This is a genomic window from Aureliella helgolandensis (assembly GCF_007752135.1).
GTDB classification, from domain to species: Bacteria; Planctomycetota; Planctomycetia; order Pirellulales; family Pirellulaceae; genus Aureliella; species Aureliella helgolandensis.
Genome location: NZ_CP036298.1, coordinates 6,107,694 through 6,119,781 on the forward strand (window position 1 = coordinate 6,107,694; position 12,088 = coordinate 6,119,781).

General features: G+C 53.9%; 11 protein-coding genes. 3 read left to right on the top strand and 8 right to left on the bottom strand.

Annotated elements, in window-relative coordinates; all coding sequences use genetic code 11:
* The first annotated feature begins 124 nt into the window (after positions 1-124).
* Genes Q31a_RS21525 through Q31a_RS21535 form a run of 3 tightly spaced genes read left to right on the top strand, consistent with a single transcriptional unit; the run spans position 125 to position 3,814 of the window.
* Positions 125-739 carry a hypothetical protein gene (locus Q31a_RS21525; protein ID WP_145082444.1) on the top strand — a complete coding sequence of 205 codons (615 nt, stop codon included), beginning with the start codon at positions 125-127 and terminating at the stop codon, positions 737-739.
* Complete coding sequence (locus tag Q31a_RS21530) at positions 732-3,155, top strand: hypothetical protein (protein WP_145082446.1); 2,424 nt, start codon at positions 732-734, stop codon at positions 3,153-3,155. The genes Q31a_RS21525 and Q31a_RS21530 overlap by 8 nt, the downstream gene beginning before the upstream one ends.
* Positions 3,155-3,814, top strand: a complete 660-nt coding sequence (locus Q31a_RS21535) for a hypothetical protein (protein ID WP_197355475.1) — start codon at positions 3,155-3,157, stop codon at positions 3,812-3,814. Before Q31a_RS21530 ends, Q31a_RS21535 begins: the two co-directional genes overlap by 1 nt.
* Before the next feature lie 375 nt (positions 3,815-4,189).
* Here the strand turns inward: Q31a_RS21535 and Q31a_RS21540 are convergent, their stop codons facing one another.
* The 8 genes from Q31a_RS21540 to Q31a_RS21575 all read right to left on the bottom strand — a co-directional run bounded on the left by Q31a_RS21540 (position 4,190) and on the right by Q31a_RS21575 (position 12,058).
* Entirely contained in the window at positions 4,190-4,528 is a 339-nt protein-coding gene (locus Q31a_RS21540; RefSeq protein WP_145082450.1) for a hypothetical protein, read from the bottom strand.
* Between the two features lie 224 nt (positions 4,529-4,752).
* Entirely contained in the window at positions 4,753-5,226 is a 474-nt protein-coding gene (locus Q31a_RS21545; protein WP_145082453.1) for a hypothetical protein, read from the bottom strand.
* A gap of 275 nt (positions 5,227-5,501) precedes the next feature.
* Positions 5,502-5,765 (bottom strand): hypothetical protein, encoded by a 264-nt coding sequence (locus Q31a_RS21550; RefSeq protein WP_231690876.1) that lies wholly within the window; start codon positions 5,763-5,765, stop codon positions 5,502-5,504.
* A gap of 776 nt (positions 5,766-6,541) precedes the next feature.
* Positions 6,542-6,910, bottom strand: coding sequence for a hypothetical protein (locus tag Q31a_RS21555; RefSeq protein ID WP_145082456.1), 369 nt, complete (start codon positions 6,908-6,910; stop codon positions 6,542-6,544).
* Positions 6,911-7,056: 146 nt separating this feature from the next.
* Positions 7,057-7,644: a PEP-CTERM sorting domain-containing protein gene (locus Q31a_RS21560; protein WP_197355480.1), complete on the bottom strand. Its 588-nt coding sequence runs from the start codon at positions 7,642-7,644 to the stop codon at positions 7,057-7,059.
* A gap of 330 nt (positions 7,645-7,974) precedes the next feature.
* Positions 7,975-8,559, bottom strand: a complete 585-nt coding sequence (locus Q31a_RS21565; protein WP_145082460.1) for a hypothetical protein — start codon at positions 8,557-8,559, stop codon at positions 7,975-7,977.
* Positions 8,560-9,325: 766 nt separating this feature from the next.
* Entirely contained in the window at positions 9,326-11,131 is a 1,806-nt protein-coding gene (locus Q31a_RS21570) for a glycoside hydrolase family 88 protein (RefSeq protein WP_145082462.1), read from the bottom strand.
* A gap of 177 nt (positions 11,132-11,308) precedes the next feature.
* On the bottom strand, positions 11,309-12,058 hold the full coding sequence (locus tag Q31a_RS21575) for a PEP-CTERM sorting domain-containing protein (RefSeq protein ID WP_145082465.1): 750 nt from the start codon (positions 12,056-12,058) through the stop codon (positions 11,309-11,311).
* Positions 12,059-12,088 lie beyond the last annotated feature (30 nt).

Genomic DNA, 12,088 nt, shown 5'->3' on the forward strand with positions numbered 1-12,088 from the left:
GAGCTTTCCGCAGCGCGAGCATTGCCATGGTGGAAGCCACCCCTTGGGCACGGATGGCAGAGCGAAGCAACAGTGAGGGCACGTCAACATTGACACCGGTACCGACCCCTCCACACTATGATTTATGCCAAACCTTACAAGTCCACACTTGCGCAATCGCGCAACGCAAACTGATATTCTACTTGCTTTTGCCGATCGACTGCGCGAGCATCCGCTCTTGAACGTTCAAAATGTGGTTGTATCTGATCAAGCGGTACCAGAGGACATGCCGGGCGGCGGATTCCTAGTCTGCATCGCCCCTGGCAGTGGGAACTTCCCGGCAGAACTGTGGGATGCTGCTAGTCACGCGCAGGCCACAGAAGATGGAAGTGCGGTCATTGGCGTCTACACCAAGATCCGGAGAGATAGGCGAGGCAGACGAGAGTTTTCGCTTTTCGGCCGACGTAAGCAACTGAGCGATACGCCTGAAGAATTAGATCGTCCAAGCCTGATAACCTGGAAGCAGAGCATTCTCAAGCTCCTGACGGTCGGAGATCCCACCTGGGCTCATCCAGGCGGCGCACCAATGCTAGACGTCGCCGTAGAGGCATGGGAGCCGTCTCGTGATGGCATCCCACTCTGTCGTGACGTCCCACGCCCTGTCAGCGCAACAGGTGTTCTTGATGTGCCTGGCTTTCCTGGATGGATTGGGCTTCAACTGACGTTCTCGATCGCCTGGGACTGGGACTTGTATGCCTGAGATACCGCAGCCCAACGAGGGATCCGTGACGATTGCCGGAGAGCCGGTAGCGCACGACTGGCAGTGTCAGCTACGGCACTTCCTGCGCGATCGGTTGCCCCCCGAAGATATGCTCTTCGCCAGATGGCAGAACCGTGTGATTCGCGAGAACACGCTATCCTGCGACGGATCAAGCTGGTTGCAAACTCCCTACCCGGAGCTGCCACCCATTCAGATTGGCGAACTGCAGTGGCCAAGTGGAGCAAGCCGATACGCTCGGGCACTGTATGCAGTCGACTGGCAAACCCTACAAGCGATTGCAGTGACAGCGTGGGGCTACACTCCTCCTGAAAGCCTGGAAACCTTCGTACCTGACGATTGGGGAAATGACAACTACTCGATCGAGCTGGTGATAAACGATGGAGTGCGGCAGCTGCTGGCGACCGTGTTCGCGTTGCCTCCCTACCGTGTTTCAGGATTCGGTAGAGAGCTTTGGCTGCTACCGCTGGTTGATGAAAGGTATTTTGCGAACATGGTCGCACATGTGGCAACTGAGTTTGCTCCTGAAGGCTGGGAGGAATTGTTCTATGAACTGGGAGTCGACTTGGAGATTCCCGTGACATCCGACCCCGTCAGCTTAGCATACGGACCTGTTGACGAGCGTTTATGGAAGACTGGATGCCCAGCCGCCAAGGCTCTGGACATCGGTGCTCTGTCGGTTGGCTTGCGCGTGGTAGCAGACTTGCAGGCGGGTGCGCTTCGGGCCCTGAATGCATCATCGAGCTCGACGCGTCGTGCGAGTAGACTCCTTTCGGCTGGAACTTCCTCGATGCTCCAGGCCGGTGGACAGTGCGGAGCTGGGGCGAAACCAAAAGGAGTCCACGTATACGGAGTTCGCGCCAACGAAAAACAGGAATACAGCTACGCACCGATTGGTGGTTTGGGAGAGGGAGCAAAGTCGATCGCCGTATGGACATCATGGTTCTTGGACTACGAAGATGGCGTGCACGTCAATGCGGCCGCTTCCAATGCCTTCGCTTCGCAGATTGCAACCGACGTTACATCCTGGCTGAACAGTGGAGGGCAGTTTTGCTATGCGGGGGTTCTGGACTACATCCCAAGTGGTTTTGACGACTACCTGTCTGTGCAAGTGCTGGAAACCGATCGACCAGAAGTCTACCGGTTCACGAGCCGCGTCTACGAACTGCCAGCCGTGTTCCTTCCTCCAGCAATGCTGACAGGAGAGCTGAACTGCTGCGAGCGTCACTACCTGTTTACACTCGATTCGGACATGAGCGCTTCCGGCGCCAATGCCGAAATTCGCACGATGGACGATAGCCGCCAAGTTGAGCAATTGCATTATGTGGTTAATACGCTTGGTCACTTCAATCACATGCTCTCCGAAGACCGCGGCGTGTGCGTTAAGGTCCGAGATGTTTACTACGCCATTGATCCAAATCAAGGAGGAAGCGGAGTCACTACAGGGCATGTTTTCGTACTTACCGAGGATCTCGATCCTACGGTTGGCGAAACAGCCACCGCGGATGTGATCGTCTCTGGAGAGGCCGGTATCTCAGCTTCCGATGAGATCACTGTTCGCAACACGGGACAAAAACTGGGGCATGTGGGTGCCGTTGGCTGGGCGGTGAAGGTGGGTAGTCAATACTGGGTTGTCGAGATCGATCAATATCCAATACTTGCTACGGCAGTGCTCGATGACGACACTCACGATTTCACCGCCTCTGGAGTAGTAACTGGGTCAGTGGCGAACCAAGGGGCCATCTCTGTATCGAGTTACGAAACATCGAGCCCCTACCCGTTTTCGTTCCTCCCCTATTCAGCGCCTACAATTCTCAATCCGTACAATCTGCTAGGACACGATGGCGACTCAATTCTCTTTACGTGGAATAGTACCGATGAAGAGTTTCAAATCCTTCAGATTCTTCCAACTGAAAAGAAGCGAATCCAGTTTCGCCTAACGGACGATCTTTCAACTGGGCCAGGAACCACGATTGGTGCTGCTAAGTTCGAGGTGATCCAGCCTCGTCAGTACTTGTCAGGAGAGATGCCAGACCCAGCGAATCTTAGCGATCCAATGCACTTGCTGGTTGACGGGCTGGATGGAGACTACGGGGAAGCTGCGTACAACTACAAGACCTTCGGTTGGGACGTAGTTGCCTTCCATCGTCGCGAATCAACCGGAGGGATCGCGATGACACCGGGCGGCGGAATTCCGGCTCGATCCGGCGCTGGATCGGGTGGCGATCCGTTTGTATGGGGCTCAGCGACTTGTACCGATGTTAGCGCCACATCCGGCGAGATTGGTGCTGGTACCTACACTGTCTACAACTCAGTCGATTCAAGCATTGGTGGCGACGAAGTCGTTCAATGGAAGTGGGTAGGCTCAATGAGGTTCGTCGACGTGGAGGGTTGCTAATGGGACTTGGCTGCCTCAATCCAGGAAAGTGTAATTGCTCTCCGAGTGTGCTACTGTGGGATATCGGCCGCGAAAATCCATCGGCGACCTCGCTGGAAGCCTGCCAGGACGTCTACGATGGGCTAGGCATCGCCTCTGACTTGGCATCGGCTGGAGAGTATTCGGGGAACCTCAGCGACTACAAGCTAATTCTAGCTCTGTGGACTTACGTCGACCCACCTTGGCTGGCTTCGTTATCATCGTGGGCAGGAAGGCTGATGCTTGCTGGAGACTACTACAACGTCTCTGGACCTCCCTACGGAACCCCTAACTCCAACTCCTGGATCAACGCCCTGTGCACGACGAAGGGGGTCGACATTCAAATTGACAGTGATTACATCAACCGCTCGAACTATGCTAGAACGGTCTCGAACGATCTGACGAGCTCGTCTGCTAGCCTGAGCGGCGGGATTCACTCGACAATTACGGTTGGCCCATCTGCGACCCAACTTTATCACAGCGTGGGGACCTTCGGGGCACCGCCCTACATCCCCTGCGTCGCCCGGCACCGCGTTGGTGACATTGATTACGTCGTTAATGGCGACGGAACCATGTTCGTAACAGCCGGTGCCGTAGCATCAAAGGCCGCATGGCTCGAGCAATTGTTCACAGCGCCGTAGCTCATCATCGTGGAGCTTAGAGCTTATTCCCTTATTCGGAACGGCCTGCGAAGCCAACGAGTATGCCTAGTCTTACCGCTAGCATGGCTAATCAATGCCTGCCGATGAAACTTTGAATCGTGATGGACCGTCGAAGTAAGCAATTGCAATTCTGAAATCTGCCGAGCTCCGTTATCCATTGGAGAGATTCGTATCCAGACACTCTTCTTATCGAGCGTTGGAACTAGTCGTGAACCAGCTTAGTTCAACGTTGAGCATCACCGAGTACGGCAAGTTGACGCTCCATTTGTGAAAGCCGGATGCCGTACTTCGGTAAATCCGATGGTTATGTGATCCGTAACCCACAGCATTTGCCTGACGTCATTAATTTATCTATCAAGTGACACGCTCTGCGTGGACGTGAATTGGGTCATTGCTTGCGTTGGGGCACTTAAGTTGGAGGACGGAGCCACCAACGAGCTGCGGAGTGTTGTTTGCGCTTGTCGCGCGAACCAATTCGACGGCGACCGGCTGATCGGTCTTTCCCCAGACCCAGTACTGCGCTGTTGCACGGTTTCCGGTCCCCTCGTTCGAAATCGTAATTACGTAGAACTTGTGCCCAACTCCTCCCAATGGATTGGAGGCAAGTGGTTGGCCATTCTCGTCTAATACATCCACAACCGAAGTTCCGTTTAGAAGGCGGTATGTGTCAGAAAACAAGATAATAGATGCCATTCAGATTCTCCCTCGAAGTCGACTCGGTGTGCGATAGATGCAACAGGTTAGCAGCCCATGCTACCACTTTTTCCGCCATAATGTGAGTCAAGACTGCACTCTGGTAATGCGAAAACACGCGAACGCTCATCAGATGCCACATCACCGTTTGCCGTAACCGAGCGGCGACGAGAGTTTTTCCATTTCAAGACCGTCCGACTTCGCCGCTTCGGTTCACGGCTTGGTTATCCGACGCGTCGTTGATGTCCACTTACGTCAACAATGAGCACGGCGTCCTCGTCTGTGGCCCAACTACTGTTTTCACGATCAAGCCACGGCGGCTCACCTTCATGTATCTGGTGGAAACGAACGATCGGATTATCGTCGCGTGTATAGTACACGCGGAATCGACGATCTGGATAGTCAAGTGAGAGCTTGTGTGCCCAAGAGCTTGCAAAAGCACGTCCGACGCCACAGGCAAGCTTAAAGTGTGGGTGGCTTGCGTCCCAGTATGGTTCATCATCGTTCGTAGCGTCGTGGTCGAAAGCATCGAGAATGTGGATGTGATTCAGTTGCGATTCAATTCCAGTTCGATCATGGAAGATGTTGAGGTCGTAGACCCTGTTCCAATTGACGAACTCGAGAAAGACAAGGTCATCGTTTACCACAAACGTTGGCCAGAACCATGTCGCAAACTCGCTAGCTTCAGTGATATGCATTCGTGTGAGACAAGCCCTTCAGTCGGATAACGTTGCGGATCAGCGGGGGCCGGGAGTTGAGCATCCATTTGTGAAAACTGACCACCGGCCCTCCGGGCGAGTAGGAAGCAGTCTTTCAAGTTTAGGTCGAGGTTTGTGTTTATCCGTTGCCACGAGTTTCCTCGTTGTGGTGTCACAATATTACGACCCTGCTCAATTGTACGTGCGACCCCTCTCAGAACCGGACTAGCCCCGTTAAAGCATCCGGCTCCCAGCTAACACTTGTCACCAATATCTCACACACTGCGACTCAACGCAATCAAGTCCGTTATCCGGCCAGGAAGTGCCAACGGATGTCGTTCCAAAAACAGACGGTACTTCGGCCAACTGAGCAGCGAGCCTTTATGGCTGCGGCGACGCATCCAGCGAAAGCCTAGACGACGAGCGGCTTCGCGGTACTTCAGCAACCAACGCCAATTGTCATTGACATTGTAGTACTGATAGTGACCACTGAGTTTCGCATTAAGCGTCGGCCAGACTTCGGCGATCGGAGTCGTCAAGTTCTCGCGGAACCATTCCTTCAGCGAAGCTACCTTCTGTCGGAACTTCTTCGTGGCAGTTTTCCTTATAAGTTGTTGAACCCAATCGCCCCGTCGCGGACTGCTTGATTAGTGATGCAGTCCAGCCGGGTTAGCAGTGGTTCCCCGTCTCTGTGTACGGACACTGCCCGGACTGGACTGCGTGTTAGCTTGACCGCCTTCCCTCCACTGGGATTACCCAGCTTCGTTTCACATGATTGGCATTCATGCGGCATCGGTACTATTCGGTCATCCGACTCCCAGAACACCATTTGCCGCTCTCGCTTGTTAGGCTTCTTAGGCATACTCAATGCTTCCATGATTGGTTTTCACGTAAGTTCAAGAGCGTCTGGGCCTCACTGGTTACTTGAATGTCTCAGGGGTTAGCGCGAATGGATCTTCGACTCCGGGACTCCCACTGCCGCTCGCCAAGAGCGCGACGGTGAGTATTCCCTTCCAGCATGCAAAGACCTTGGGCAGATTCCAACAGAAACCGAATTTCGGAGCTCAATCTCGTTCTGGGCGGGACAGCCAGTCCCTACCTTTCATCCTCGCTACCTTTCTTGGCTACACATCAACCGACGACTTCGGCATGACGCCTTATACTTCGGTTGCAAGCCCAAATAATGAGCCTGGGGCTAGCAGCTACTCATGCGGGATTCACACCCGCTAGTCATTCAAGCATCTCCAGTTCGATTCTTGCATGGCATGGTTATTGCTTTTTACAGCGATGCCACTCGTTGCCCGCGATTCTCCACCTACAGATCAGCGAGAACGACTGGCTCGCCAATTTCTCGAATCTGGGCACGACGTACCAGTCGATAGTTTTCATTATGATTGCTGCTTTGGGATTGAATCGAATTCTCATCAAAAGCACGTGGCTCGACTCGATAAATCGTCCACCCTTGGGCCGTAGCTTCGCCGTAAACCACAGCATCAACCCGTTCAAGAGCTGCGCGTGTAACTACGGCAGAAGAACCCGTTTTGATGACAACCCGGCTACCATTCCAATCGAATTCATTGCTGCTATTGGATAACCTGTTGGCTCTCAACAATGCGCCAATTGCATCTGCGTGGTTGTAACCATTCTCGAGACCTTGGCGGCCAGTTTCGGAGTCTTGGGGCATTGGATTTTTGTTTCTGTTTCATTCAAAAAGGGAGATGCCAATGGGGAGCATGCAATAACGGCGGACATCACCGAGGACGCGCGAAAGACTCTCCGTTGCGAAATCGCCCGACTCGCGTCCTTCGGTGCATGGCATAGTTTAACCGCTCAGATCGTCTGCCGCCGTCGGCGGATCAGCGAGCAAAATCCCGTGATCGCAATAAGAGCAACCGTAGAACTCGGTTCCGGTATCGCCGTGCTTTCAAAACGGAAGTCACTTATAACTTGAGTAATTCCACTGCCACTGGAAGCACCAAACCCAATGAACGCATTGCCGTCTCCTATTGAAGACTGTAGCGTTGGGGAGACAAAATAATTTCTAGTGAATGGCGTGTTGATGCCATCGGCAACAGTCACGTTTAGGATGCTTCCGTTGTAATCGACCAGGACATCGAAACCCGCTCCTCCTGGAAAATGGGGAGCGACATTGGCCGCTCCACTACCAATCACACCATTTCGATAAAAACCAACTTCAGTTGTATTGGTGGAGCCATTCAATTCCAACGTGACTCCTGCGCTTTCGGCAATTCCTTGAAAGCCGTAGTTGAAATTCGAGTTGCTGATTACACCCAGCCCTCGAGGGTCGTTATGGACAGCAAAGGTGAGGCCATATCCACTACCGAAATTGCCATTAGAAACCTGGTAGTGAAATGAGGCAGAGAAGTCATCAATTCCTTGTGCTTGATTGAACCACAAGCTTCGGTTTTGATTACTACCACTGGTGATTTCAATTCGGTCAGATGAAATAGCGGCCGGAGAGCCCGCATCCGATTGATTATAAGTCCAATCCGAAAAGTTACCGAAAGTTACGACTGCCGCGTCGGCTGACGTTGCCAGTAGGATTGTCATAAGGAAGTATGCGAATTTCATTGGAACGCCTTCGAGGAAGTGTCACATAACGAGAAATCTAATATGGTCAGCAAATCTAACAATGGGTGAACGGCCATGTTCACGGTGTTCCGGGAGTTGACTGGTTGTGCAAAGTTGTTCCGCCTCCGGAACTACCGTACAACAGTTGGTTCGCCTTTACTTGGGCCATTTAAGAATATCAACGGTAGTAGGTCCGTCGTCGTGAAAGCTGAAGCCAACGAAGAACGGCGAGCTAGTCTTCATGGAGTCAAAGGCACGCTCTTTAACCAATCGCTCTATAGTGCGCCACATCGAAATTCTGGCGTTTCCTTCGATGTAGCTATCGTCTCCATCTTCATCACTCTTCTCAACACCATTTTTCTTCGCGATCTTTCTCCACTCCGAAAGGTCTACCTCAGCGAATTCGCCGAAATCGAAATCGCCCGAATCAGTGTTGTATATTTCTAAAGGCGGACAGTTGAGTCCGTGCTTGGCCAACTCCCACGCACGCTTACCCTTGCAAGTCGCGCGGCGACTCTTCTTTGTCGATTTGAATGAGTCCAGACTAACATCAGAATTGTTTGAAACAGAGTCGATACTTATGCCCACACGTCCGTCTGCAACGTCGTCTGAATCGAGAAAAAAACAGCGGACCTCCGTAATTGGCTCTTCTTTGCAGAAGGCCTTAATTGCCCGAATCGCTGCTTTGTGTAGTTTCTCTTCAGCTTGTTTTAATTCGTCTTCGTACATGCGTTCTTTCATGGCGAACTTGTTAACAACCTTGGTAAATTAGAACAATTACATGTACAAGGGGATTATCCTGAGCCCGGTGGGCAATTATCCTCATTCAAGGCCCCGATTATCCACATCCTTAGGCGGAATTCCAATCTGAAAGGGCATGCACGACTCAAAATTGGTAGATTGGTTCGCCATCGGGTGGTGGGTAAAAGGAAGGTTTCTCGCAAGGCCTATCGATGAAGAAGCGGGATCCCAGTGGAACCGATAGTTGGAGAAGGTGCCCCCCAGTTAGTGACGAGAAGTGGAAGAGGGTTGTGTCAAATCTACTGTCACACTCCCATCTTACCCAACGAAAACAGGCATGTTCCACAGACTCTTAATCAGCGGGTCCAAGGTTCGAGTCCTTGCGGGGGTACTAAGCACAGAATCCCTGGGAATCCCCAAGCCTCTATGGCGGGTTTTCCCAGGGATTTTTTCGTTTCGCGGGGCAGGGGAGGCCTGCTGACGTGCAGGGCGGTTACCACCGCTGCCTTCGAGAAAGTCTGGCAGCTTCCTAATCGGCGCACTAACGGCTCTCTCCCATTGCTCGTCAGTCACCTGGAGGTAATACCTTTCAGCAACGCGGCTCGAATGTCCCATCCATGCGTTGATGACGTGGTCGGGAAACTTCTCTTGCATGTCCGTGAGTTCAGCACCACCTCAAGGCACCATGCGCCATGCGAAGCTACGAGGGATCAAGCAAGAGGCCTTCATGTGGCGCAAAAACCACCCCATTTCCTGTTTCACTCCGCTATTGGGCCGACGGTTTCGGGGATTCGCTGGCGAGCATCTCGGCTGCGACCATCAGCGCCATGGCGCCGCCGCGTTCGTCCAGGCCGAGGATGGCGGGGCGGTCGAGGTACTGGCGCAACGACATCTGTTTTCCAGTTCCGGTGCAGACGTCGAACAGTCTGCCGTCGGGGCCTACACGGAGTTTGATCGCCTCCCAGGCGCGCTGTGCGACAGGCCTATAATGATTTTCGTCGAGCCAGCCGTGGCTCAGCCCACGGAGGATCGCGAAGGTGATCATGCAGGTGCTAGTTAGTTCGCGATAGCTGCCGGGATGGTCGATCACTTGATGCCACGTCCCCGTGGGATCCTGGTGGATGACGAGCGCGGCGATATGGGCGCGAAATGCGGCTAGCATCTCGTCCCGGATCGGCTCGACGACTGACCGATCAATAACACGCGATTCCAGCACCGCGTCCAAATCAGTGAGGGCGATCGCCAATCCGAGCGCGGGAAATCCATTGCCGCGTCCCCAGGGCGATTCATTCAAAGGCGAGTGACGGTACAGCCCGTCGTCTCGCAAGCAGAGATCCCGCATGAAGTCGAGATGCCGAATCGCCATCTCGATGTACTTCGCATCGCCGGTGAAGCGTCCTGCTGCGGTCAGAATCGGACAGGCCATGAAGACGGCATCGCTCATCTCGCTGTGGAACGGCATCGCCTCGTGCGGCTTGCCGTCTTCATCGAAGGCGTAGTCGGCCGCCTCAGTGATCAGCTCGACATAACGGTGATCCCCAGTGGTGCGGGCCAGTTCCGCGAAGACGAGATGACCGGCGAGATGGCTGCCGGAGGCACGATCGTCGAGTGATGGTTTCTCTGCCAAGTAGTAAGGCGCGACGATCTCTTCCACGGACTTCAGAGAATCAGCGTCGCCGGTCAATTCGGCGAAGCGTGTCCGCGCCACCAGTGCTAGCGCTGGCTGATACATGACGGTGTTCAGATGATTGCCGTAGTGCATAAGCAGTTCAGTCACAACTTGGCTGGGAGTGCGATCGAGCCGAGCAATTGCGTTTCGACGGCATGCCGAAAAGGGGCCTTGCGGCTGCGGATTCTGCTTTGAAAGAAATCCCATCGTCGAAAAGCCTGAGTATTCAAGCACGGCGGGTAGTTGCAGCGTCATCTCGCGATTCCAGACGGCCGGCCAGCGGAGTACGTACATATCGCCCCACCCCGCGGCGGGCTTCCTGCGCAGGGCTCCACCGAGCGAATCCTGGGGCCAAGCCACATCCTTGCCTTCGGCCTCGAACACCTGCTGCCAGACAGTATCGTGCGGCCCCACAAGCTCAAACACGGCATCAGGAGCAAACCAGCCGAGAAACCGCCAGATGTAGGCGGCCGTGGCTGCGTCACTGCTGCCGTAAACCTGCCCTTCAGGCGGAAATGTGAGTGGGACGGTCGGCGTCGCCTCCGATGATTCGGCGATCGGAACAAATGCTGCACACCAGCCATGAAGCAAAGAGTCCTCATTCTGACGCTGGCGTAAATTCTCGATAAAGCCGGCGACGGACTCCGGTGAAACGTCGAGAGTTTCGACCATCACCACGCGCACTTTCGACGTCCGGTAGTCAAGCGCATCCTCATCCATCAAGCACCAGATCGGCGATCCCTGTGGTGTAACGCCAATCGGCAACCGAACCATACCTGGCCATTGAACGTCGGCGAATGCCGCTTCGATCTGGGCATTGAGCTCGCCTTGCTTGTCGTCGGCAAGGGAAGGCACGGCGATTGTGCTGAGGACGACTGCTGTAAGAATTGTTCGGATCATCATTACGTCCTCTCATGCTGGGCGGGAATAGCGAGCGACCGGTATGGACCGGTATGCCGAAGCCTTAACGGTAGCAGTAAAGCCAGACTTGTGGTAGCCAAAAGACATTGATCCGAACAATAACGCAAGGCGATAGGCACACGCTGCCCGTGCCGAGACTGCGCCGCGCTTGTTACGAGCCTACTCCAGAGGAATTCGGCGGGGGACCGCCGAGCTGCTTTGTTTGCAGTTGCGGCGTCTTCTGAATACGTTGACACCAACGGCGCAAAGCAGCAATAGGCTCGATGAGGGTTCGGGAACAGCCGTTACGCGGATGGTACCGAAGTTGGTGAATTGGGTTCCGTTGGCCACGTTGTCGGCGCTGGTTGCAAACGATTGAGCGGCGATTGCAACTGGTTGAGGGCCCCCGTTGAACACACTAAAGGTGGAACTTCGATCGAGTGAAATCTCGAAGTCGCTTGGCTTAGAATCGCTGCGGACTGCGGCGAGCTCTAGTGTTGCCACAAGCTTGGGAGTGGTACCAACCAGGATGGTATTGCCACTGGGAAAGCCGATGTATCCAGCTACGCTGTCGCTCTGAACCAATTGTTGACGATTGCCATTCGCATCTTGCCTGACCGAAGTGAAACCTGTGCCAGTCTGTCCCGAAAAGATGTAGCCTGAGTCGCTAAGTTCCGACTTGCTTTGATCGGCTGATGGTCGAAACTCAAGTATGCCGGCACCCCCGAATTGGGGCGCGGAAATGTTGAACTTCAGATCGTAGATCCCGACATTTACCTCTCCAGCAGAATTGTGGACATACACGTTCACCGAGCTTGGGGTGCCGACTTGCACTTGTACGTCTTGGATTTCAATAATCAAGTCAGCTCTACAGCAATTGCCCGCCGCAAAGACCAGCAGTAGCGCGAGCCCGCGAGTGATGATTCTCATATTTCGGTTACCTAGTAGCAAAGAGAAAAG

Bases quoted from the DNA above. Each gene is read 5' to 3' on its own strand.
- Q31a_RS21555 (WP_145082456.1), bottom strand. From the start codon at position 6,910: ATGCCCCAAGACTCCGAAACTGGCCGCCAAGGTCTCGAGAATGGTTAC.
- Q31a_RS21565 (WP_145082460.1), bottom strand. From the start codon at position 8,559: ATGAAAGAACGCATGTACGAAGACGAATTAAAACAAGCTGAAGAGAAA.
- Q31a_RS21530 (WP_145082446.1), top strand. From the start codon at position 732: ATGCCTGAGATACCGCAGCCCAACGAGGGATCCGTGACGATTGCCGGA.
- Q31a_RS21535 (WP_197355475.1), top strand. From the start codon at position 3,155: ATGGGACTTGGCTGCCTCAATCCAGGAAAGTGTAATTGCTCTCCGAGT.
- Q31a_RS21575 (WP_145082465.1), bottom strand. From the start codon at position 12,058: ATGAGAATCATCACTCGCGGGCTCGCGCTACTGCTGGTCTTTGCGGCG.
- Q31a_RS21545 (WP_145082453.1), bottom strand. From the start codon at position 5,226: ATGCATATCACTGAAGCTAGCGAGTTTGCGACATGGTTCTGGCCAACG.
- Q31a_RS21570 (WP_145082462.1), bottom strand. From the start codon at position 11,131: ATGATGATCCGAACAATTCTTACAGCAGTCGTCCTCAGCACAATCGCC.
- Q31a_RS21525 (WP_145082444.1), top strand. From the start codon at position 125: ATGCCAAACCTTACAAGTCCACACTTGCGCAATCGCGCAACGCAAACT.
- Q31a_RS21540 (WP_145082450.1), bottom strand. From the start codon at position 4,528: ATGGCATCTATTATCTTGTTTTCTGACACATACCGCCTTCTAAACGGA.